The organism is Pseudarthrobacter sp. O4 (assembly GCF_050157025.1).
Lineage (GTDB): Bacteria > Actinomycetota > Actinomycetes > Actinomycetales > Micrococcaceae > Arthrobacter.
The window spans coordinates 2,448,677-2,471,446 of sequence record NZ_CP189591.1 but is presented as its reverse complement, the minus strand read 5'-3'; the positions used below and the strand labels follow the sequence as shown (position 1 = coordinate 2,471,446).

Annotated in this window: 19 protein-coding genes, 1 tRNA gene and 1 pseudogene; 11 read left to right on the top strand and 10 right to left on the bottom strand. The window is 65.5% G+C overall.

Annotation, left to right across the window (positions count from 1 at the left end; translation table 11 throughout):
- Positions 1–18: 18 nt before the first annotated feature.
- Positions 19–1,545 (bottom strand): APC family permease, encoded by a 1,527-nt coding sequence (locus ACQCSU_RS11405; protein WP_426975365.1) that lies wholly within the window; start codon positions 1,543–1,545, stop codon positions 19–21.
- Between the two features lie 120 nt (positions 1,546–1,665).
- Complete coding sequence (locus tag ACQCSU_RS11400; RefSeq protein WP_426975364.1) at positions 1,666–3,114, bottom strand: flavin monoamine oxidase family protein; 1,449 nt, start codon at positions 3,112–3,114, stop codon at positions 1,666–1,668.
- A gap of 198 nt (positions 3,115–3,312) precedes the next feature.
- Between ACQCSU_RS11400 and ACQCSU_RS11395 the strand changes: the two genes are divergently transcribed.
- Positions 3,313–4,002, top strand: a complete 690-nt coding sequence (locus ACQCSU_RS11395) for a TetR/AcrR family transcriptional regulator (RefSeq protein ID WP_426975363.1) — start codon at positions 3,313–3,315, stop codon at positions 4,000–4,002.
- 63 nt (positions 4,003–4,065) lie between these two features.
- Here the strand turns inward: ACQCSU_RS11395 and ACQCSU_RS11390 are convergent, their stop codons facing one another.
- From ACQCSU_RS11390 to ACQCSU_RS11380, 3 genes and pseudogenes are all read right to left on the bottom strand, one after another.
- Complete coding sequence (locus tag ACQCSU_RS11390; RefSeq protein WP_426975361.1) at positions 4,066–4,842, bottom strand: SDR family NAD(P)-dependent oxidoreductase; 777 nt, start codon at positions 4,840–4,842, stop codon at positions 4,066–4,068.
- A gap of 26 nt (positions 4,843–4,868) precedes the next feature.
- Entirely contained in the window at positions 4,869–6,248 is a 1,380-nt protein-coding gene (locus ACQCSU_RS11385; RefSeq protein WP_426975359.1) for an MFS transporter, read from the bottom strand.
- 154 nt (positions 6,249–6,402) lie between these two features.
- Positions 6,403–6,819: pseudogene (locus tag ACQCSU_RS11380) on the bottom strand (3-hydroxyacyl-CoA dehydrogenase family protein); the annotation flags it as partial.
- Positions 6,820–6,878: 59 nt separating this feature from the next.
- Between ACQCSU_RS11380 and ACQCSU_RS11375 the strand changes: the two are divergent.
- Positions 6,879–7,223, top strand: a complete 345-nt coding sequence (locus ACQCSU_RS11375; RefSeq protein WP_426975358.1) for a hypothetical protein — start codon at positions 6,879–6,881, stop codon at positions 7,221–7,223.
- A gap of 79 nt (positions 7,224–7,302) precedes the next feature.
- Here the strand turns inward: ACQCSU_RS11375 and ACQCSU_RS11370 are convergent, their stop codons facing one another.
- The 3 genes from ACQCSU_RS11370 to ACQCSU_RS11360 all read right to left on the bottom strand — a co-directional run bounded on the left by ACQCSU_RS11370 (position 7,303) and on the right by ACQCSU_RS11360 (position 9,861).
- Entirely contained in the window at positions 7,303–7,575 is a 273-nt protein-coding gene (locus tag ACQCSU_RS11370; RefSeq protein WP_426975357.1) for a hypothetical protein, read from the bottom strand.
- Between the two features lie 233 nt (positions 7,576–7,808).
- Complete coding sequence (locus ACQCSU_RS11365) at positions 7,809–9,002, bottom strand: hypothetical protein (protein ID WP_426975356.1); 1,194 nt, start codon at positions 9,000–9,002, stop codon at positions 7,809–7,811.
- A gap of 776 nt (positions 9,003–9,778) precedes the next feature.
- Positions 9,779–9,861: transfer RNA gene (locus ACQCSU_RS11360), tRNA-Leu, on the bottom strand.
- Positions 9,862–10,271: 410 nt separating this feature from the next.
- Between ACQCSU_RS11360 and ACQCSU_RS11355 the strand changes: the two genes are divergently transcribed.
- The 7 genes from ACQCSU_RS11355 to pknB are packed head-to-tail and all read left to right on the top strand — an operon-like array spanning position 10,272 to position 19,956.
- Positions 10,272–11,021, top strand: coding sequence for an FhaA domain-containing protein (locus ACQCSU_RS11355; protein WP_426975355.1), 750 nt, complete (start codon positions 10,272–10,274; stop codon positions 11,019–11,021).
- Positions 11,018–11,500 (top strand): FHA domain-containing protein FhaB/FipA, encoded by a 483-nt coding sequence (locus ACQCSU_RS11350; RefSeq protein ID WP_426975354.1) that lies wholly within the window; start codon positions 11,018–11,020, stop codon positions 11,498–11,500. The genes ACQCSU_RS11355 and ACQCSU_RS11350 overlap by 4 nt, the downstream gene beginning before the upstream one ends.
- Positions 11,501–11,502: 2 nt before the next feature.
- Positions 11,503–13,248 carry a PP2C family protein-serine/threonine phosphatase gene (locus tag ACQCSU_RS11345; RefSeq protein ID WP_426975353.1) on the top strand — a complete coding sequence of 582 codons (1,746 nt, stop codon included), beginning with the start codon at positions 11,503–11,505 and terminating at the stop codon, positions 13,246–13,248.
- Positions 13,245–14,696, top strand: a complete 1,452-nt coding sequence (locus tag ACQCSU_RS11340) for an FtsW/RodA/SpoVE family cell cycle protein (RefSeq protein ID WP_426975351.1) — start codon at positions 13,245–13,247, stop codon at positions 14,694–14,696. The genes ACQCSU_RS11345 and ACQCSU_RS11340 overlap by 4 nt, the downstream gene beginning before the upstream one ends.
- Positions 14,693–16,150 carry a peptidoglycan D,D-transpeptidase FtsI family protein gene (locus tag ACQCSU_RS11335; protein WP_426975350.1) on the top strand — a complete coding sequence of 486 codons (1,458 nt, stop codon included), beginning with the start codon at positions 14,693–14,695 and terminating at the stop codon, positions 16,148–16,150. The genes ACQCSU_RS11340 and ACQCSU_RS11335 overlap by 4 nt, the downstream gene beginning before the upstream one ends.
- The gene (locus tag ACQCSU_RS11330) at positions 16,147–17,970 is read left to right on the top strand and encodes a protein kinase domain-containing protein (RefSeq protein WP_426975349.1); all 1,824 of its coding nucleotides are present in this window, start codon (positions 16,147–16,149) and stop codon (positions 17,968–17,970) included. The genes ACQCSU_RS11335 and ACQCSU_RS11330 overlap by 4 nt, the downstream gene beginning before the upstream one ends.
- A gap of 6 nt (positions 17,971–17,976) precedes the next feature.
- The gene (gene pknB / locus ACQCSU_RS11325; RefSeq protein WP_426975348.1) at positions 17,977–19,956 is read left to right on the top strand and encodes a Stk1 family PASTA domain-containing Ser/Thr kinase; all 1,980 of its coding nucleotides are present in this window, start codon (positions 17,977–17,979) and stop codon (positions 19,954–19,956) included.
- Positions 19,957–19,983: 27 nt separating this feature from the next.
- Here the strand turns inward: pknB and ACQCSU_RS11320 are convergent, their stop codons facing one another.
- Positions 19,984–20,625, bottom strand: a complete 642-nt coding sequence (locus ACQCSU_RS11320; protein ID WP_426975347.1) for an aminodeoxychorismate/anthranilate synthase component II — start codon at positions 20,623–20,625, stop codon at positions 19,984–19,986.
- A 170-nt stretch (positions 20,626–20,795) separates the two neighbouring features.
- Positions 20,796–21,599, bottom strand: coding sequence for a class E sortase (locus ACQCSU_RS11315; protein ID WP_426975346.1), 804 nt, complete (start codon positions 21,597–21,599; stop codon positions 20,796–20,798).
- 177 nt (positions 21,600–21,776) lie between these two features.
- Here ACQCSU_RS11315 and ACQCSU_RS11310 point away from each other — a divergent pair, with 177 nt between their 5' ends.
- Complete coding sequence (locus ACQCSU_RS11310) at positions 21,777–22,031, top strand: cell division protein CrgA (RefSeq protein WP_426975345.1); 255 nt, start codon at positions 21,777–21,779, stop codon at positions 22,029–22,031.
- Between the two features lie 128 nt (positions 22,032–22,159).
- Complete coding sequence (locus tag ACQCSU_RS11305; protein ID WP_426975344.1) at positions 22,160–22,765, top strand: DNA-3-methyladenine glycosylase I; 606 nt, start codon at positions 22,160–22,162, stop codon at positions 22,763–22,765.
- Positions 22,766–22,770: the final 5 nt, after the last annotated feature.

The following is a 22,770-nucleotide window of genomic DNA, read 5'->3' as shown; positions in this document are numbered from 1 at the left end:
CGCGGGCGGACTTCCGGGTCAGTTTCCCTTGGCGAGGACCTGCCCCTTGAAGAACTCGGGCCGGATCTTGTACATGACCAGCATGAGCACTACGCCCAGCAGGATCACCCCCATACCGAGGATGAAGACGAGGCCCAGGCCGCCGACGGATGAACCGGAACCGTACTCCGGATCCATCGAGTCGTAGGCGGTCTTGAAGAACATCACCAGCAGGATGATGCCGCCCACGAGGGGCGAGAGGAACTTGAAGAAGAACGCCCGCGCGCCGCTGAACGCCTCGGCCCGGAAGAACCAGACGCAGGCCAGGGCGGTGATGCCGTAGTAGAAGCAGATCATCATGCCCAGGGCGGTGATGGTGTCCCAGAGTGCGTTCTCGGAGGTGGTCCGGGTGATGACGTAAAAGGCTGCGGCGGCAACGGCAGCCGCAACCGTGGCGTAGCTCGGGGACTTGTAGCGCGGGCTGACCTTGCCGAACTTGTGCGGCAGCGCCTTGTAGTGGCCCATGGCGAGCAGCGTCCGGGCCGGAGAAACAAAGGTGGACTGCAGGGACGCGGCCGAGCTGCTGAGGATGGCCAGGGACATCAGGATGGCGAACGGCCCCATGACCGGGCCGGCGAGGACGGCGAAGATGCTGCCCTGGTTCTCCGGGTTTCCGGCCCCGAGCCCTTCTTCACCGATGCCCGCGAAGGCCAGGGTGGAGAGCGCGACGGTCATGTAGATGACCACGATGACCAGCACGGTGACGGTGGCGGCGCGGCCCGGCGTCTTCTCCGGGTTCCGGGTTTCCTCGTTCATGGTCAGGGTGACGTCCCAGCCCCAGTAAATGAAGATGGACAGCGAGACGCCGGCGGCGAAGGAGGAGAAGGATCCGACCGCGAACGGGTTGAACCAGTCCGGGGAGATGGCGGTGGCGTCGAAGGCCGTGCCGTTGGCGACGTGGCTGAAGGCGGCGACGGCGAACCAGCCCAGCACCAGGAGCTGGAAGGCGACCAGGACGTACTGCACGCCCTTGGTGGTTTCCATGCCGCGGTAGGAGATCCAGCAGGCCAGCGCTATGAACACCAGCGTCGTGGCGATGTTCAGCGGCAGGTTGATGGTGAGATCAGCCAGTTCCGGGTTCCCGAACAGCTGCGCCAGCATGAGGTAGAAGAAGTCCACCGCCACGGCTGCCAGGTTGGACAGCACGATGATGGTTGCCGCGATCAGGCCCCAGCCGCCCATCCAGCCGATCCACGGACCGAAGGCCCGGGACGCCCAGGTGAAGGAGGTTCCGGCGTCGGGCATTGCATTGTTCAGCTCGCGGTAGCCGAAGGCCACAAGCAGCATGGGGACGAAACCCACGAGGAAGATCGCCGGGAGCTGGACCCCGACTTCGGACACGGTGGGGCCCAGCGCCGCCGTCAGGGTGTAGGCGGGAGCGATGCAGGATACGCCGATGACGACGGCGCCGATCAGCCCCACCGATCCGGCCTTGAGTCCCTTGGCGCTCAGCCCTTTGTGCTGTTCGTGCTGCGAGGTCTGGGACGCCGCGTGTTCGGTGGTCATTTCTGTGCCTCTCCGGAGGTGTCATTCGACGTTGAATGGGTCGGGTGCCGGAGCCGATGGTCGCTGGGGACAACGATCATCGGCTCCGGCAGGGCGCGCCGGATTCGGGCGGCCGGATTTCTAGGGCGTGACGGACGCACGGTCCGCGGCGGTGACGATCCGTGCCGCGGTCCGGCGTCCCATCCGCACCGCGCCGTCGACATGCTGGTAGCCCTCGGCGGCGAGATCGGAGGAGGACCAGTAGATCGGCCCCACGGGTGCGTGCTGGTCCTTGCCGTAGCGGTGCAGGCCGCCCAGGTCGTAGCTGGAGGCGTAGGCTCCGCGCGTCCACTCCTCGGATCCCCAGTCCGACTCGTAGTAGACCTCGGGCTCGAGGGCCTTCGGGCCGAGGAATCCGGCGATCGATTCAAGGACGGCGCGGCGGCGGTCCTCCGCGGTGAGCTCGAACACGGCGTCGGCTTTTTCATCCGAGATGAAGCCGACCAGGGTGCCGCGCGGGTCCTCATGGTTGGTGTTGTCGTAGACCTCCTGGACCAGCGCGTCCGCGCCGAAGCAGGTTCCGGAGAGGCCGTCCTCCCGCCAGAACGGCGTGCTGTAGACGGCGTGGACCTTGATGACCAGCCCGAGCGACTGGTGCTGGTGCATCTGGTGCTGGCGGCGCGGCAGCGGCGGGTTGAAGGAAACTCGGGAGTACAGGTTCGGCGGCACGGCCATGATCACGAAGCGCGCGTTCACCGTGGCCCGTTCGGAAACGGCGGTCACCCGGTAGCTGTTTCCGGCACCGCTCCCGCCGGTACCGTTTCCGCCGGCGCCGTCTCCTCCACCGTTTCCTCCTGTGGAGGATGGCTCCCAGGTGATCGTGCGCACCGGACTGCCGAGGACGACGTCGTCGCCCAGTTCGGCTGCCTGCAGCAGGGACACCTGCTGCATGCCGCCGATGACCCGCTTGTCGAGGATGAAGTCCTCGTCGGTGAGGTGCGTGAACGATCCGGCGGAAGCCGCCATCAGCACGGCCTGCAGCGCGGAGAAGGCGTGGGCGGGCTTGGTCAGCATGCCGCCGGCGATGAAGAGGCCGATGTTGTTGCAGGCTTCCTCGTCGGAGGAGTTTTGCCGCAGCCAGTGGTGGAAGGAGATGGTGTCCAGCTGACGGGCCTTGGGGTGGGCCCAGGGTTCGGTGGGGCCGATTTCCGCCGCGAGCGTGTCCAGCAGCCTGGTGAGCTTGTCCATTTCCGCGGCGGTGGTCCCGCTGACCGGGAAGGTGTCCCCCGTGTACTTGGTGCGCTTGCCGTCAGCGCCGATGTAGACGGACTGGCCTTCGCGGTAGCGGGAGTAGGTCTTCAGGCCGAGCTCCTCAAGCAGCGCGAGCAGCTCAGTCTGGTCCGGGGAAACCCACTGGCCGCCGATTTCGAGCATGGCGCCGTCAATGGTGTCAGTCCAGGTCCGGCCGCCGACACGGTCCCGCGCCTCCAGTACGGCCACACTCAGGCCGGCTTTCTTCAGTTCGCGGGCGGCCGTGAGCCCCGCGGGGCCGGCTCCGACGATGATGACGTCGCGGTCAAGTTCCAGCATGATGTCCTCTCTGCGGCCGCTACAGTGATGCGGCCCACTAAATGAATGCCGTTCATTTAGTGTCGACTATAGACCCTTCTTCCGTGCCGGGGAAGAGTTCAGGGAAATAATTACGCTGGCGGAAACGAGCCCGCAGTGAGGGCACAATGGAGTCACGCCCTGAACATCACCCGCACACCGCCAGCAGAAAGGCCCGGAATGCCGGCAGCCACCAGCGCCCCCGCAGACCCCCACCGTCCCGACGCCAAACCGCGCCGCCGGGCGGGCCGGCCTGCCGCTGCCGTCCTTGACCAGGCCGGCATCACCTCGGCAGCCCTCCAGCTGATCGGAAAAAGCGGCTACGACGGCTTCACCATGGCCGCCCTCGCGCGGACGCTGAACGTGGCGCCGTCGGCGCTCTATAACCACGTCTCCTCCAAACGGGACGTGCTGGTCCTCGTCCAGGACCACCTGACCTCGTTCGTGGATGTCTCGGCCTTCGAGGCTGAGCCCTGGGACCAGGCCGTGCGGGACTGGGCCTGGAGTTACCGCGAGGTGTTCTCCAAACACACGCCGCTGATCCCCGTCATTGCCGTGCTGCCCGTGACCGATGCGCCGAAAACGCTGGCCATGTACGAGGCCGTCAGCGCCGGTTTCAACCGTGCGGGTTTCCCGGAGGAGCGCATCGTCTCGGCGATTGTGGCACTGGAGTCCTTCATCTTCGGATCCGCCTATGACGTCACGGCGCCGGCGGACATCTTCGATTCCGGCAGCATGGCCGAGTCGACGCCATACTTCACTTCCGCCGTCGACCGGTTGGCGGAGCAGGGCGATGAAAGGCCGGCCGATGTCGCCTTCAGCCTGGGACTCGAGGCGCTGATCGCCGGATTCGGGGCGATGCGGGCGTAGCGGCCGTCGGGGCACGGGGGGCGTAGCGGGAGATCCATCTGTTCGGCGCCGGATTCACAGCGGTCAGGAAATCTGCAGTCCTCCGTTGATGTCATAGGTCGCGCCCGTGATGAAGCCGGCGTCCCCGTTCATCAGGAACACCATCAGCGCGGCGATGTCCCGCACGGTTCCCACCCGGCCCACAAGGATGTCGGCTGACATGGCGGCCTTGCGCTCATCCGTCAGCGTTCCACCCATGATGTCGGTGTCCACGGGGCCGGGAGCCACACAGTTGACGGTGATTCCGTGCTGGCCCATTTCCCGGGCCAGAGCCCGTGTGAAGCCGATGATGGCAGCCTTGGAGGCGCTGTAAGCCACCTTGGAGTAGGTGCCGCCGCCGCGCTGGGCGGAGATGGACGAGACGCTCACGATCCTGCCGAGCTTGCGCTCGATCATCCCCCTGAGCACCCGCTGGGTGACCAGGAACGTGCCGGTCATGTTGATCTTGAACACCCGCTCCCATGCCTCGAGCGTCTCGTCCATGAACTCCGTGGGTGAGCTGATGCCTGCCAGGTTGGCCAGGCCAACGATCGCCGGCAGTGTGGATTCGACATCGTCGATGGCGGCGTTGACGGCTGCCGGGTCGGAGACGTCCGCTCCCACCCCGATCGCCCGGACGCCGTAGATGGCGGTGATTTCCTCCGCCGCCTTCCGTGCCGCGTCGCCGTCGATATCCAGAATCGCAACCGCCCAGCCTCCGCTGGCGAGCATTTCGGCCGTCGCCCGGCCGATGCCGCGCGGAGAGGCGGCGCCGGTCAGCACCGCGGTTCGCTCAGCCGGGAAAGCTTCTTGCTGGGTCATGTCCCTTAGCCCCCGTCGCCTCGTGATCAGTTCTTGATGTCGAAGTCGTCGGCAGCTACAGCTTCCTCACCCACCGCGGCTCGCGTACCCGGCTTCACATGCCCCTCCGGGCGCTTGCGTGCGTAGAGATACGTGGCGACGGCCGTGATTCCGAGGCAGGCTGCCAGGAACACGAGGCCGGTACGATTGTCTCCCGTGGCGTCATTGAGCAGCCCCACGGCGTAGGGAGCCACGAAGCCGCCCAGGTTACCGAGCGAATTCACCATGGCCAGCCCGGCTGCCGCCGCAGCGCCCACCAGGGCCGTCGAGGGCATGGCCAGGAACGGGGCAATGGCGGAGTAGATACCCATGGCCGCCAGCGTCAGGGCCAACAGTGCCAGGATCGCGTTGACCTGTACCAGGAAGCCGGCGGCCAGGAGGCCGATGGCGGCCATGACCATGCTGATGCTCGCATGCTTGACCCGGTTACCGGTACGGTCCGAGCGCCGGCCCCAGAAGTACACGAAAACAGCCGCGATCGTGTAAGGGATGGCAACGATGAACCCGACTTGCGTGGTACTGAATTTGCCGAGTGCGGAAACGATGGTCGGCATCCACAGGCCGAGGCCATAGATACCGCAGACCAGCCCGAAGTACAGCGCTGAGTAGGCGATGGTCCGCGGGTCCTTGAGGCCGGCCAGGAAGTGGTGCGGCTGGCCCTTCTGCTTATGGGCAAGCTCCGCGTCCATGGTCCTGGTCAGCCATTCGCGCTCATCGTCGGCCAGCCAACGCGCATGGCTGGGGCGGTCGGTCATCAGGATCGGGGTCAGTAGCCCGAGGAGAATGGCCGGGATGCCTTCAATGATGTAGAGCCACTGCCAGCCGTGCAGGCCCATGACGCCTTCCATCTGCAGCAGCAGGCCTGAAACCGGGGCGCCGAGGGCGTTGGAGACGGGCTGGGCGAGGATGAAGATGCCCAGCACCGTGACGCGCTGAGCGGCCGGGAACCACAACGTCAGGAAGAACAGGATGGCCGGGAAGAACCCAGCCTCGGCAGCGCCCAGCAGGAACCGGACGATGTAGAAGGTGGTCTCGCCGTTCACCAGCGCCATGGCCGTGGCGAAAATGCCCCATGAGATGAGAATGCGGGCGATCCATTTGCGGGCGCCGAACCTGTACATCCCGGCGTTGCTCGGGATTTCCAGCAGCGCGTAGCCGAGGAAGAAGATGCCTGCGCCGAGGCCATATGCCGATGCACTCAGGCCGATGTCCTGACTCATGGTCAGCTTCGCGAAACCGACATTGTTCCGGTCCAGGTACGCAACAAAGTAGAGCAGAACGATCAGCGGCATGAGGCGGTTGCGCACCCTGCGCAGTGTCCGCTGGCCCAGCTCGTCGAGATGATTCGCAGGATTCATGGAAGTCATCGTGCACCTCGGGGTGAGAAACGAGCCCCGCCGGGGTTCCGCAGCGGAACACTTAAGGTTTACCACTCTGCAACGTGATAGTCACCACACTTGGGAAGCAGTGGTGCCCAGCCGCGGCTTCGTCCAGCACCTTGCCGACGGCCCGGTGGCCGGCTCAGTTAATGGGCGCCGGACCGAGCTCTTCGAGGAGCTTCTGCATGGCCACGTAGGCCTTATTGCGGTAGGCGACCAGCTCGGGGGTGCGCTCGGCCGGGACGTTGAGGAAGCCGCCGCCGGTCTTGGTGCCCAGCTTGCCGGCCTCCACCAGGTCGGTGAGGATTTTCGGGGTGGCGAAGCGCTCCGGGAAGTCCGTCTGGAGGGACTTGTAGCAGAAGTTGTAAACATCGAGCCCGGCCATGTCCGCGATGGCGAACGGTCCGAAGAACGGCAGCCGGAAGCCGAAGGTGGTGCGGACCAGGGTGTCCACGTCTTCCGCCGTCGCGATGCCCTGCTCCACGAGCTGGGCGGCCTCGTGGAAGAGCGCGTACTGGAGCCGGTTCAGCACGAAGCCGGTGACGTCCTTGACCACGGCGCGTCGCCCGCGCCGCTGTACTGTTGCGTCGGCACATTCACGCGTTCAAAGGACAGCACATGCCGTTTCAGCGGTCAGCCGGAATCTTTTTCGCCGGTACTTTCATGGCCATCGGCGGATCCGGCCTCGCCGGGTTTATGTTTATCGGCACAATGGGCAGGTCATCGGCCTCCAGTGAATCCATGCTCTTGGCACTCGCGGGCTTCGCAATAGCATTTGCCGGGTCCATCATGGTCAGCGTCAGCATCTACCGTGCTCTAGTCAAAATTGATGCCCTCCCGATCGCTGTCCCCGGCGGTTTTCTCCCCGGATACTGGCCAGGCCAAGCTAAGGCACCGCAGCAGCAGCCACAGTTCAGCCCGTCGACGCAGCAGCAGGCGGTAGACCCGCCGACCTACTCCTGACCCGCGGCGCCTGCAGCCGCACGGAATTTCGGTGCTTGTAGACGAAACACTCTGGGGGTGTTTGGAGGTTGAGTTCACGCTACCGTCCCTGGAAGATGTGCAGGCGAGGATGGCAAGGCTCCACAATGACCCCGAGCCGGTGATGCGGCAGCTGGTCCGGGTCTTCATTCGGGACGGTATTCACTGCCCCGGTTTCCAGTTCCGCCCCGACGGAAGCCTGCACCTTGTCGTGTTGAAGCTCTTCGACTGTGCTCTGGAACTGCGAGTCCCCCACAACTCCTTTGCCGCATGGATGGTCACTCCACTGCCCGGCGCCGGCGGCCGGCGGCCCGTGGATCTCAGGGCGCGGCACGATCGGCTCCTTCAGATACTCGAGGCTTACGCCCGTAACAACCAGCCTCAGACGTGAAGCACTTCGGCACGGTTGATCAGGCCCATGGGTGCCTTCCGCCTTAGCGCTTTGATGCCGGCGGGTGACCCGATCACGAGCATTCCCACCAACAGGTTCCGCTGGACCAGATACTGGCTACATGGAAGAGCTGCGCCTCCCTGCCGCCTGGGAAGCCTGGCAGGGAGGGATGTTCGTTATCGGGCTGTGCCGGCCGTCGACGGACTCGTCGTCGCATCCGGGGTATAGACGATGTCCCGTTTGACGGGGAGGCTGACGCGGGCAACTGGGTCAATTACTGTGAACGTTTGGCCTGGGCACGTGACGGTTGGAATCGTCGAAACGACGTATGGTTTCTGAGATGATCCGTCTCCGGACGAGACGATGACGGCGATCCTTGCAGCGTCTTGAGCTGCCTGGCACCGGCTTAGGCCCAATTGCTCCCACAGTTCCCTGCCTGAGGCAGAGTCGGAACGTATGAGTTCACCGACTGTTGGAGCAGCGGGCGAAGAGTTGGCCGTCTTGGCCGGCTCATCAGGTGTGGCGAGGGCGAGCTGGTAGCCGATGCCGCCGAACGCCGCCACAAGAGCCGCTACGACCAAAACTTTCCCCTCGTTGTCGAAAGCTGTGCCTGCTTTCCAATACTCGGCCTTGTTCAGGAGCCTTGCGCGCACCGTCTTCAACGTGTTGAAGCTCCTGAGTACCTGGGCGAGAACCTCCTGCCACCATTCCAGTTCTTCCTTTGCCTTCTTCACTGCATCTGAATTGGGCGGGCTGCTTTCTTCTGCTTCCTTGAGCTGGCTGCGGGCTGTGTCGCGCTGTGCTCTAGCACTGATGACGCTATGTCTGGCTCTGGTGAACTCCTCCTTGAAATTTTCGAGATTCGTAATGCCCTCGGGAAGGTAGCCGTTTCCCGGAACGTCCACCAGTGCTGCGAACTGTGGGTCCAGGTCGTTGAGGTCGTACACCGTCGGGCGGAGCATGCGCACTGCCTTGTAAAGGAATACTCCGATGCCGACAAGCCCCAGCAGGCCTAGGAACCCGGCCGAGATCAGTTGCGGTCCGTTCTCGTTCCAGCTCAGCTTCGGGGTGGTGATAAAACCCTTCGCGAACATCAAGGCGCCGACCACTGCGAACGCGGCGACAAGCCATTTGACCGTCGTGCGAACGGCTTCAGCGGCGTCTCGCCATGCCGGGGATTCGACACTAAGGTTAATCACCGGCTCTGCCCGAGCTTCGTCTGCCTGCCCCGGCGCGAGCTTCAGTGTCAGTTGCCACTCATCCCCGGATCCGGTCGGAGAACCGGCACCGGTCCGGGCTTTCGCCTCGGCCCGAAACCATCCGGCCGCCTTCCTAATCCACTCAGATATGTCAGAAAAGCTGTCCGCCATGGCTCTCTTTCCCGCTTCCTCTTAGGCTCAGGGCGGCACGTCACGGAACGGGTGTATTTCGCGGTCCGATATTTTCCACGTATTCGTCCTAGCCCACCCAATGACCTAGCCCCCAGGCATGCGGACGGATCTCCGCCTGTCCCCTGCGTTCTCCATCCGTCTCCTTCCGAATGGCTCTTCGTGCCTAGTCGTATCTTGAGGCTCCGCCGCGCTCCCCGTCTTCTCGGCGGGGCGGGCGGCCCGCTTCTTCGATGGGTGGCACATCATAAGGGCTATAAGGCTCCCACACCCCGTTACGGTAGATCTCGGGCTTTCCCGAAGCGTGGTTTCTTCTTATGTCACCTTCGTCAGGCATAGCTTTCCTCCCCAAGGTGGTGGAATCCTGCAGTTTCGACTATGGGGGCCACTGATAAGTATTGACAGGGACCATGGACCTTATTTGCCGCTCTTGCCGCTATTTACGGCGTTTGGAGTTGGCGGCGAGGCGGACGCCCCCTGCGTGCAAGCCCTGGGAGCTTAGGTGGTGGGGACTCGGTGTCCGTGCCGCGGTCGGCCGGGAAGCTCTTGGGTTATACACGAGGGCGAGATCTGTTTCCGCGGTTTCAATTCCACCTCGATCGTGGCACCATACTGCGCGTTATCCCGGATCTGATCGCGCTGGCCCTAAGGCCCACGGCGGTCGCATATCGAGAGTCGCGTGGGCGAAAACTGGTTACGCGTGGGTGAAACACAAAAAGAACCCCGGGAAATCATTGATTTCCCGGGGTTCTAGTGCGTGCGCGAGGGGGGATTTGAACCCCCACGCCCTTTCGGACACTGGCACCTGAAGCCAGCGCGTCTGCCGTTCCGCCACTCGCGCGCAACTTCTTCTATCCGGCAGTGGCCCGATTTCCGGACCGCCAACCTCGTAAAAGCAGCGAGATCAAGCATAACGGACAACCGCGGGAAAACACCAATCGGGCCGCACAAGTTCGGTCCGGCCCCGGATATTGGGCCCCCCGCGGCCGGCCCGGAGGGCTCCGGCCCGGCTCCCGCAGGGCCATACCGAACGCGCCGCCGCCACCCCCGAACCGGCGGCATCACCCCATGTCAGCGCCGGTCAGCGGCGACTTTCCGGTACGGAGTGGCAATGGTCATTAAGGCCATTCCCAGCGTCGCCCAGTAGTATCTGATGTAGGAGTGCCCGTCTACGGCCCGCTCCCGCAAATGTTGGAAACCGAGTTCCGGAATGAAATGCTGCCCGGCAGCCGTCAGGAAAGGAGAAGGACCATGGGATTGCTGGACAAAGTCGAGCGCGGCATCGAAAAGGCCGTCCGCGGGGTCTTCTCCACCGGTTCTCGCGCCCAGGTGGAGCCCGTCGAGATCGCCAGCCACCTCCGCCGCGAAGTGGACAACAAGGCTCTCACAATCGCCGCGGGACGCACTTTAGCTCCCAACGTTTTCGACGTCCTGCTCAGCGACGACGATTTCCAGCGGGCCCAGGAATGGGGCACCCCGCTCGCGGAAGAGCTCTGTGATGTTGTCATCAACCACGTGCGCAGCCAGGGCTACACCCTGCAGGGACCGGTCCGGATCAGTTTCCGTCGCGACGAAGAGCGCCGGGCCGGGGATTTTGAAATCAAGTCCCGGACCGAGAAGGCCTCCGCCCCTTCCGCTCCGGCACAGCCCGGAACCCACGCCGCCATGCCTGCCGCGCCGACGCGCCAGCCGTCCCGGCTCCTGCCGGTACTTGACATTGACGGTCAGAGGTACTCGCTTAACGCTCCTTCCGTTGTACTCGGACGGTCGTCTGAGGCAGACATCCTGATTGACGACACCGGCGTTTCGCGCCGGCACCTTGAGATCCGCACCGGTCCGGGCACAGCCCAAGCCATCGATCTGGGTTCCACGAACGGCAGCTACGTCAACGGCCACAAGATCGTCGGGAGCTCGGAGCTCACTGACGGCTCCACCATCACGATGGGACGGACCAAGATTGTTTTCCGCCTTCTGCCCGCCAACCCAGGCGGCCGCCCGTGAGTGAACTGACCATCACCGCCCTGCGCTTCGGGTTCCTGCTGCTCCTGTGGGTCTTGATCTTCAGCATCGTCTCGGCCATGCGCCGCGACCTGATGATCGGACGCAAGGCAGCAGCCGGCGCGCCCAGCGCCCGGCAGGTCCGCAAGAACCCCGCACTGGCGGAGCCTGCCCCCGCCCCCGTGAAGCAGCAGGCCCACCAGCTCGTGGTGACGGAAGGCCCGCTCAAGGGCACCACCATCGCCCTGGCGGCGAGTCCCATCCTGCTCGGCCGCGCCCAGGAAGCCACGCTCGTCCTGGAGGATGACTACGCCTCCGGGCGGCACGCCCGCCTGTTCCCGCAAGGCAGCCGCTGGTTCATCGAAGACCTGGGCTCGACAAACGGCACATACCTGGCAGACCAGCAGCTGACCCGGGCCCTGCCGGTCGAGCTTGGTGTCCCCGTGAGAATCGGCAAGACGGTCATCGAATTGAGGCCGTAGCCGTGGCTGCCCCCGACATTCCCGCAGACCAGGCACCTGCCCCGAAGCGGTCGCTCATTATGCGTTACGCCGCGCGTTCCGACGTCGGCCGCGTGCGGGCCAAAAATGACGACTCCGCCTATGCCGGGCGGCACCTTGCCGTTGTCGCGGACGGCATGGGCGGCCATGCCGGCGGTGACGTCGCATCCGCGGCCACCGTGCTGGACATGATCCACCTCGATCACGACAGCTACGAAGGCGATGCCGGCACGGTCCTCGCCGACGAGATCCAGACCGCCAACTCGCTGCTGTCCGAGCTCGTCCACATCAATCCGAAGCTTGCCGGCATGGGGACCACGGTTACGGCGCTGCTGCTGGCCGAGGGCAAGCTTCATTTCGCCCACATCGGCGATTCCCGTGCCTACCGTTTGCGCAAGGGCGAATTCGAACAGGTCAGCGTCGACCACACGTTTGTCCAGCGCCTCATCGACGAAGGCCGACTGCGGCCTGAAGAGGCGGAAACACATCCGCACAAAAACGTCCTGATGCGCGTCCTGGGCGACGTTGACGCGAGCCCGGAACTTGACCTCGCCACTCTCGACGTCCAGCCGGGTGAACGTTGGCTGCTGTGTTCCGACGGCCTGAACTACGTCGCCGGTCACGTCGTGGAACGCACGGTGCGGGAAACCAAGGATCTGCGCGAATGCGCCGAACGGCTCATTGACCTCACGCTCGAGGCCGGCTCGCCGGACAACGTCACGGTCGTGATGGTGGATATCGCCCAACAGACGCCGGACGACGTGCGGACCGCAGCCGTCGAAATTGTCCCGACGCCGATCGCTGCGGCCGCCGTCGCCGCGACAGTTGCCGCCGCTGCCGGGCCGCACAGCGGGAGCACCTACGGCGCCGCCGGTCTCGCGGGATCGCAGCAGAAGGACGACCCCGGCAAGTCCGGAGACAGTGCGACGTCCCCCGGCGATGAGAAGCCCGCCCTCCCTGCCAGGGATGGCGCAGCCGGGGTTCCCGCAGCCGGCGGCAGCGGCGCAGCCCCGGACAAGAAGGAGCCAGAGGCCGCAACCGACCCACATCTCGGCGAGCACCTCTCGGCCGAAGTGCTCCGGGAGGAGCTCTCTACCCGTCCCCACGAGCTCGTCGGCGCTGCCGCGACAGCCGCGGAATCCGGGTCCATCCCCTCTATTGCCGGGCGCTCCGTGGCCCGCCGGGCAGCGACAGTCCTGACCCACAAGTCAGAGCAGGCCCGCGAGGACGCAGAGGAGTACAAGCCGGTGGCCCGCCCCCGGCGCTGGTTGACCATCTCCATCGCAGCGGCCATCGTCGCGGTCCTGACTATCGGTCTCTGGCTCGGCTACGCGTGGACCCAGACCCGCTACTACATCGGCGAGCACGATCAGCACGTCGCCATCTTCAACGGGGTCTCCCAGCGCCTGGGGCCCATCCAGCTCTCCACCCTCGAGACGGTGACCGAAATCCGGATGTCAGACCTGCCCGAATACTCTCAGCAGCGCGTGCGTCAGACGGTGCCCGCACGGGACCTCTACGATGCCCAGCGGATTGTAAAGAACCTGGAGCGCACCGGCACCACGGCCCCGGCGGACGAATGCCTCACGCCCTCCCCGCCGGCAACGGCCAGCGCCGCGGCGCCCACACCAAGCCCCGCGGCCGCCACACCCAGCCCCGCGGCCAGCGACACAGCCCTGCCGTCTGCCACACCCACGCAGACAGCTCCTATATGTGAGGGGGGCAAATGACGCAGATCGACTCGAGGCCCAAGCCACGGCGAAACGTGGAACTGGTGCTGCTCATCCTCGCCCTTGCCGTGGGCATCGGAGCCAATGCCCTCGTCGGCGTGGACCGAGAAAAGGCATTCGACACGGACTTCTGGTTCCAGTCCGGCCTTCTGACGGCGGCGGCGCTGGCTTTCCACCTCGTGGTGCGCATCCGCGCAAAATATGCTGATCCGGTAATACTTCCGCTGGTCGTGGCCCTGAACGGACTGGGCCTGGCGATGATCCACCGCCTGGACCGGGTGGGCGAAGATACCGGCAACAACCAGTTGCGCTGGACGCTCGTGGCCATGGCTGTGGCCATAGCGGTCATCTGGTTCCTCAAGGACCACCGGATCCTCCGCCGTTTCACCTACATCTCACTCGCCGTGAGCGCAGTATTGCTGATCCTGCCCCTGGTTCCCGGCGTCTCCGCCGGTGAAATCCTGGGCGCGAAGGTGTGGATCAAGCTCGGCCCCATGACGTTCCAGCCCGGTGAGATTGCCAAGATCACGCTGGCCATATTCTTCGCCGGGTATCTTTCCTCGAACCGGGACCTTATCCTCCTGGCCGGCCGCAAGGTCGGGCCAGTGCAGTTCCCGCGGGTCAAGGATATGGGACCCATGATCGCGGCCTGGCTCGTGTCCATCGGCGTGCTGATCTTCCAGCGGGATCTGGGTACCTCGATCCTGTTCTTCGGCCTGTTCCTCGTCATGATCTATGTGGCGACGAGCCGCATCAGCTGGGTGATAATCGGCGTAGTCCTCATCTCCGCCGGCAGCTTCGTCGCCTCGCAGGTCTTCTCCCACGTGGCACTCCGGATCGACGGCTGGCTCAATGCCTTCACCGATGAGGTCTACGGCAGGGAATTCGGCAGCAGCCTGCAGATCGTCGAGGGACTGTTTGGCATGGCCAACGGCGGGCTCGTCGGCACCGGCCTGGGCCAGGGCCGCCCCAACCTGGTCCCCTTCGCGAACAGCGATATGATCATTGCCTCCTTCGGGGAGGAACTCGGACTGATCGGGCTCTTCGCCATCGTCCTGATGTACCTGCTGTTGTTCACCCGGGGCTTCCGCGCCGCGCTCGGCACCCGGGATGCGTTCGGCAAGCTGCTCGCCTGCGGGCTTTCCTTCGCCATCGCGCTGCAGTGCTTCGTGGTGATCGGTGGCGTCACCCGGTTGATTCCATTGACCGGCCTCACCACCCCCTTCCTCGCCGCGGGCGGCTCCTCGCTGCTGGCCAACTGGATCATCGTCGGACTGCTGCTGATGATTTCGCACACGGCACGAAGCCCAGTGGACACCACACCGATGGCGCCCGGACAGGTCCCCGACGCCCGGAAAGACGTCCCCGCAATGCCCTCGAAGCCGGCCTCCGCCCCCGGCGTCCGTACCAGTCCCGACGCACCCACCGAGGCGGTGAAACAGCTATGAACCAGGCCATTCGCAATTCATGGATAGCCGCCATCGCGATGTTCGCGCTGATCTTCGGCGCGCTCAGCTACGTGCAGGTGGTTGGCGCCGACGAGCTCAAAGCCAACGCCTGGAACAAGCGCACCCTCCTGCAGAACTACTGCAACGACCGCGGCGCCATCATCGTCGGCGGCAGCCCGGTGGCAGAATCTGAGCCCGCCGCGGAGAGCTGCAAGTTCCAGCGCACCTACACCCAGCCGGAGCCATACGCCGGGATCACCGGCTATTTCTCCAGGAGCTTCGGCGTGACCGGACTGGAGAAGGCGATGAACAAAGAGCTCGAGGGCAGCTCAGACCAGCAGTTCCTGGACCGGATCGGCCAGCTCTTCCTGGGCAACCAGCCCAAGGGCGCCTCGGTGGAACTGACGCTCGACCCCAAAATCCAGAAGCTCGCCTACGACCTCATCCCGGATGGACAGCGCGGCTCGATCGTGGTGACCAACCCGAAGACCGGAGCCATCCTGGCCATGGTGTCCAAGCCTTCCTACGACCCCAATCTGATCGCCACCCAGGACCCGGCGGCCGAGGCCGCCACCTTCAGCGAGCTGAACAAGATCCCCGGGATCAACCTGAACCAGAACGTCAGCGGACCCACCGGCGCAGCGCTGGCGCCAGGCTCTGTCTTCAAGCTGATAGACACCGCCGCTGCCCTCAACTCGGGAAAGTACAACAAGGACAGCACTCTGCCCAACCCGGCGGAGATGACCTTCCCCGGCATCCAGTACAAACTGCCGAACTACGCGGGCGGAAACTGCTACACCCGCACGACGGCGTCGTTCGCGTTCGCCCTGCAGCAGTCCTGCAACACGCCGTTCGCCAGCATCGCCATCGATCTGGGGCAGAAGGCGATTGCGGACCAGGCGGAGAAGTTCGGCTTCGGGCAGGACTTTGGCGACCAGCTGAAGCTGGACTACGCCCCGAGTGTCTTCCCGAGAGGGCCGCTGGACGACTCCGGGCTGGCGCAGTCCGCGATCGGCCAGCGCGACGTCCGGGCCACCCCGCTCCAGATCAACACGATGACGGCCGCGATCGCCAACGGCGGAGTGCAGATGCAGCCGAACCTGATCAAGGCCGTACGCTCGCCGGACTTGCGGCCGATCAGCGAGCCGAAACCCCAGGCCCTGCGGACCTCCACCACGCCGGAGATCTCACGGCAGATCACCGAGTGGATGGCCAGCGTGGTCAGCGACGGCATCGCCCGGGGGGCGGCCGTGCCCGGGGTCCAGGTGGCCGGCAAGACCGGTACCGCCGAACTCGGCACCGGCCTGAACAACTCATGGTTTACCGGGTTTGCCCCGGCGAATGACCCGCAAGTGGCTGTCACCATCGTCATGCAAGACGTGGACATCACCACCGGCGCGAAGCTAACCAGTCCGAACGCGAAGAAGATTTTTGAGGCGGTGTTGAATAAGTGAGGCCTACATCAGGAATCACCCTCGGCGGCAGATTCCAGCTGACCACGCGTATTGCGATCGGTGGCATGGGAGAGGTCTGGAAAGCCAAAGACCTGATCCTTGGCCGCATCATCGCCATCAAGGTGCTCAAAGAGGAGTACACCGGCGATCCGGGCTTCCTCCAGCGGTTCCGCGCCGAGGCCCGCCACACCGCGCTCCTGAACCACGTAGGCATCGCCAATGTCTTCGACTACGGCGAGGAAGAGGGATCCGCCTACCTCGTGATGGAACTGGTGCCCGGCCAGCCCCTGAGCAGCATCATCGAACACGAGCAGGTGCTCTCCCCGGACCGCACCCTTTCCATGATCGCCCAGACGGCCCGGGCCCTCTCGGTCGCCCATGCCCAGGGTCTTGTGCACCGCGACATCAAGCCCGGCAACCTGCTGATCACTCCCGATGGACGGGTCAAGGTCACCGACTTCGGCATCGCCCGCCTGGCTGACCAGGTTCCGCTGACCCAGACCGGACAGGTGATGGGCACCGCCCAGTACCTGGCGCCCGAGCAGGCCACCGGCCAGACGGCGACCGGCGCCTCGGACATCTACTCGCTCGGCGTGATCGGCTATGAGTGCCTCACCGGGCATCGCCCTTTCTCCGGCGAATCCCAGATCGCCATCGCGCTGGCGCAGGTCAACGACGCGCCGCCGCCCCTGCCCGAGACGCTCCCCAAGCCGGTCCGGGCCCTGCTGATGTCGATGCTGGCCAAGGACCCGAAGAACCGGCCGGCCGACGCGATCAAGCTCTCCGCGGCCGCCGAGGCCATCCGCAACGGCGACATCACCGCGGCCCACGCCGCTGTCCCCGGCATGCTCCTGTTCGAGGCAACTACCGGACCCATCACAGCGCCGGTGGACGTCCCGACCGCGGCGACCGGCGTGATCGGCGCCAGCGCCGCTGAGGACCGGACGACGTCGGCGACCTCCGCGTTGCCGGTGATCGGCGCCGGAGCCGGAGCCGCTGCGGGCCTGGCAGCCGGCGCAGCCGCAGCCAGCGCCTACGGCGCGCGCAACACCCTCTCCCGTGCAGACGCCCTTGCGGCCGAGCGCCAATGGGTGCAGGAGGACGATGACTACGACGAACCCGTTGATGAACCGCAACGCCGCGGCCGGAGCCCATGGACGTGGCCGCTGATTGCCCTGATCCTGCTGGTGCTCTTCTCCCTCGTGGGCGTCATCCTTACCCAGGCCGGCATCCTGTTCCCGCCGCAGTCCCCGGCCAGCAGCAACGCCGGTACCACCAGCGCGGGCCCCATCAGCTCGAGCCCCACCACCTCGCCCACGTCCCAGAGCCCAAGCCCCACGAGCAGCTCCGCGACCCCCACCGTGTCCACGCCGGCCGCCATCAACCTCTTTCCGGACGCCTATCTGGGGCGGCCGTTCAACGAGGTCCGCAATGAACTGATCGGCAAGAACCTGGCCGTCACCGGCGTCGAGGTCTTCGACGACGCGACGCCGGGAACGGTCACCAACATCGACCCCTCCGGGCCGGTCCAGCCGGGCGATACCATCACCGTGAGCTACTCCAAGGGGCCCGAAATGGTCTCGGTTCCCGCGATCCCCTCCGGGGCCTCGGAAGCAGCAGTACAGAAGGCCATCGAGGGAGCCGGTCTCCGCTGGGCCAAGGGTGCCGACGTCGGACCGAGCAACAAGAAAGAGGATCCGGGAACGTTCGTCAGTTCGGAACCTGCCCAGGGCCAGAAGGTGGCAGCGGGCTCCCTCGTGACCTACCACCTGGCAGCAGCCAAGGCCACCCCGTCATCCAGCGCTACCAAGGGACCGTAGGACTCCGTGTCTAATTCACCCCGCACACCGTCGCACAGGGAGGACCGCCGCCCCGTGAACACGCAGCGCGTCCTCAGCGGGCGCTACGAGCTGGGTGAGCTGATCGGGCGCGGCGGCATGGCCGACGTGTTCCGCGGAACGGACACCAGGCTGGGGCGCACCGTTGCCGTCAAGTTGCTGCGACCCGACCTCGCCAGGGACCCCCAGTTCCAGGCCCGGTTCAAGCGCGAGGCACAGGCCGTGGCCGCGCTGAACCACCCTTCTATCGTTTCCGTCTACGACACCGGGGACCACGCCGTTCCCGGTGACCACGAGGACACCGTCAGGGTGCCCTACATCGTCATGGAGTTCGTTTCCGGAAAGACAATCCGGGACCTGGTCCGGGCCAAGGAAGTCAGCATCGACCAGGCGATCGACTACAGCCTGGGCGTCCTCTCGGCCCTCGATTACAGCCATAAGGCCGGCATCGTCCACCGGGACATCAAGCCGGCCAACGTGATGTTCTGCCCCGATACCAACAGCATCAAGGTCATGGACTTCGGCATCGCCCGCGCCATGGCAGACTCTTCCGCGACCATGACGCAGACCCAGGCCGTGGTGGGCACAGCCCAGTACCTCTCGCCCGAGCAGGCCCGGGGCGAAACCGTGGACGCCCGCAGCGACCTCTATTCCGCCGGCTGCCTGCTGTACGAAATGCTGACCGGACGGCCGCCCTTCGTCGGCGACAGCCCAGTTTCCGTTGCCTACCAGCATGTCCGGGAAATTCCGGAGCTGGCCAGCAGCCTCAACCCGGAGATCTCCGACGCCCTGGACAGCGTGCTGATGAAGGCCCTGCAGAAGAACCGGGCAGACCGGTTCCAGGATGCCGCCGCTTTCCGCCGTGCCCTCCGCGCGGCCCGGAGCGGGGTGGGAGTGGCCCCGCTGGCGGCCAGTGAGGCCCCGACCGATCCGAACGACACCGTGCCCACGTCTGAGGGCACCCCGACGGCGGTCTTCCCGATGACCGGCGCCAAGTTCCTCGATGATGTGCCCGGCGGCAGACTGCGGCCCACACAGGACATCCCCGGCCCCGACGACGCCCTGACGGCCCAGTCCGCCGTCTCCTATGCAGCTTCGGACACGGGAAGTCTTCCGCTGGTGTTCCCTGCCGAACGCGAACACACCACCCGGCAGAAGTTCCGCCGTCGGACCTGGATCGCCACCCTGGTGGTCCTTACCGTGCTGGTGCTGGCCGGCGGTGGCCTGTGGCTCTACAACATGATGAACGAGGCACCGCCCGCAGTGGTCAAGGTCGATGTTCCCCCGGTGGCGTCGCTGACGGAATCCGAGGCGCTCCAGAGGCTCTACAACGCGGGCCTCAAGCCCCGGATCAGCCGGGTCCAGCACGAAACGGTCGCCAAGGGCACCGCCATCGGTACCATCCCGGCGCCGGGCAATTCCCTGGAGCCGAATTCGGAGATCACGCTCAATATCTCCGAGGGGCCCAGCGCCGTCGTCATCCCCGCGGACCTGCCCGGCCGGACCGAGGCAGCCGCCCGGGACGTCCTGCGGCAGAAGGGCCTGACCGGCGCGCCGGCCACCATCATGGACAACAGCCCCACCGTGCCGGCCGGCCTCGTCATCACCACCAAACCCGCTCCCGGCCAGCCGGTGGCGGTCGGCAGTGTGGTCGAACTCGTCGTCTCCACCGGCAAGGTCGCGGTGCCCCAGCTCATCGGGCGCCCGCGGGCCGAGGCTGAGGCGGCCCTGAAGGCCCTCGGGCTGGCGCTCAGCGTGACCGAAGTCGAGAACTCCCAGGTGGAACCGGGCAAGGTCACGGCGCAGAGCGATGCGGCGGAAGCCCTGGTGGAGCAGGGCAAAGTCATCTCCGTCACCGTGGCGAAGGCTCCGCCGCCCCCGCCGGAACCCACCCCCACCCCCACCCCGACGTCCACGAAGGGTTCCAAGGAAAGCGGGACCGGGGCTCTGGGCGGAATCTTCCCGTAGCCCGGCCGGGAGCCGCGTCCGCGGTGGTCAGTGCTTGATGAGCGGGCTCAGCGTGGCAGCCTTCAGGGCCGCGCCTGCCATGCCGAGTGACTCCAGCCAGTTTCCCAGCATCTGGTATCCGCCTTCCGTCAGCACGGACTCCGGGTGGAACTGGACGCCACACAGCGGGGCCTCGCGGTGCTGCAGCCCCATCACGACGCCGGTTCCGGTCTCCGCGGTAATCTCCAGCACCTCGGGGATGCTCTCACGGACCGCTGCCAGGGAATGGTAGCGGGTCGCGGTGAACGGGGACGGGATTCCGGCAAATACACCGGTCCCGTGATGCTCCACGAGGGAGGTCTTGCCGTGCATCAGTTCCGGCGCGTGCGTGACGGTCCCGCCGTAGGCCTCGGCCAAGGCCTGGTGTCCCAGGCACACCCCAAGCATCGGCTTGTTGTGGCTGCCGCACCACGTGATCAGCTCGATGCACACGCCCGCAGCCGCAGGGGTTCCCGGTCCCGGAGAGATGAGGACGCCGTCGCGCGCTTCAGCCATCTCGATCGCCTCTGCGAGGGTGACATCGTCATTGCGGACGACTGTCGTCTCCGCGCCGAGCTCCTGGAGGTACCCGACCAGGGTGTAGACAAAGCTGTCGTAGTTGTCGACGACGAGGATCTTGGTTGTGCTCATGGGTGCCTTGCCGAACCAATCGTTGAATCAGTGAACTGGGTGAATTGTGCCATCCAGGGAAAAAGGAACTGAACCATCAATACCAGCCCGCCGGCGACAAGCACCAGCGCGGCGGCAATCCGGAGCCACAGGGGGCCCGGAAGATGACGGAAAATCCATGCGTACAATGGTCAGCCCTCCTGGCTGGCGCGCTGGACCTGGGCCGCGATTTCGGCCGGCGGCCCCGCCGAGGCCGGCTGCCACCGTTCCAGCAGGGCGTAGGCCACGAAGCGTTCCTGCGAGCCGAAGCGGGGGTTGCAGCTGGTCATGGTGAGGTAGCTCTCCTTGGGTACTGCCGCCGGCTGCGTCGGGACGGGCAGCAGTACATCCGTGCGGGCGGGCAGGACGATCTCGCTGTTCCGGAACACGTAGACGTAATAGCCGTCCCGGGTCTGGACATAGATTCTGTCGCCGGGTACCAGCGCATCAATGTTGTCCAGTACCGCGCCATGGGTCTGCCGGTGGCCGGCAACCGCAAAATTGCCGGCCGCACCGGGCATCGATGTGCCCTCGTAATGCCCGATCCCCAGGGTATCCAGCACCGCCGGTCCGGTCCCCTGGATGATGGGCCGGGTGTACTCCGCGCTGAACCTGGGGACGTGCAAAAGACCGATCGTCGCCCCGACTGCCGGCTCTGCGGAGATTGCGGCCGGCCCGTAGTCCGCAGAAGGGGCGGACGACGGCGCCGCGCCGGTTCCCTGCGCCACCGTGCTGTTCGACTCCAGTGGACCGTTGAACTGCCGGGCAAAGTCCTTGACGACCTCCCGCTGGTTCGCGTCGGACTCCACGTTGGTCCACCACAGCTGCCATGCGACGAATAGCAGGAGGATGACGCCGGCGGTGACGAGCAGTTCACCGAGAACGCCCATGCTGCGGGAGACGAGGCCGGCGGCGCGGGCAGCCCCGGCGGCGGCTCTGTCCCGAAGCTGCAGCACCGTGGCTTCTCCTCCTGGATGTTCGCGGCGGACACCAGGGTTGCCTGAACTACAGCTAGAATTGGCTGCTAGTAAGAATTCAAACTTGACCAAGAGCGCGTTGACCGCTGGCGTTTTCCTTCTTGCAGGATATCAAGCCGGGGTGCCGCTCCTGTTCCAGCCCGCCAAGGAGGACCCGTGCCCGAGTCGAAGCCGCGAAAAAGGACCGCCAGCGCGCCGCAGCAGTCTTCTGCCGCGCAGGCCTACAAGCCCAACGCGATCTGGTTCAAACCGGTGATGTTCGGCCTGATGATCATCGGCCTGCTGTGGATCATCACCTTCTACATCAGCGAAGCGACCCTACCGGTCGGAGCGTGGGGCTCATGGAACATCGTTGCAGGCTTTGGGATCGCCATTGTGGGATTCCTCATGACCACCCGCTGGCGTTCCTGATACCGAACTGCCCCGCCACCACCGCTGAAGGGCCGGTACACACTGTGTGTGCCGGCCTTTTGCCATCCCCGGGGCAGCACCCGTTGACGGATAATGCTGGAAAAGGCACACCCAACAAAGGACCCCTCATGACCCCGGCTGTCCCCGGCACCATCATTGGCGACGACGGATTGGCGCGACCCCCGTGGGCGGCCGTTGACCCGGTGCTGCGCGACTACTACGACACGGAGTGGGGGCTCCCGGTGCGTGATGAGCAGGGGCTGTACGAGCGGATCAGCCTTGAGGGATTCCAGGCGGGTCTGTCCTGGGCCACGATCCTGCGGAAACGGCCGGCCTTCCGGGCGGCGTTCCATGACTTCCACCCCGAGACTGTCGCCACGTTCGGACAGGCGGACATTGACCGCCTGATGCTGGACGCCGGCATTGTCCGGAACCGGCTGAAGATCCAGGCGGCGATCACTAATGCCCGGGCCACCCTCGCCCTCCGGGACGAGGGGGGACTCGTCGACTTCGTCTGGCAGTTCCAGCCGGAATCGACGCCGGTGCCCACCGCGCATGAGCAGATCCCCACCATCTCCGCGGAGTCCGTTGCGCTATCCAAGGCGCTGCGGAAGAAGGGCTTCGCCTTCGTCGGTCCCACCACCATGTACGCCCTGATGGAGGCCATTGGCATGGTGGACACCCATCTGCTCGACAGCCACCGGCGGGGCAGCTCGGGCGTCTGGACGCATTGAGGCAG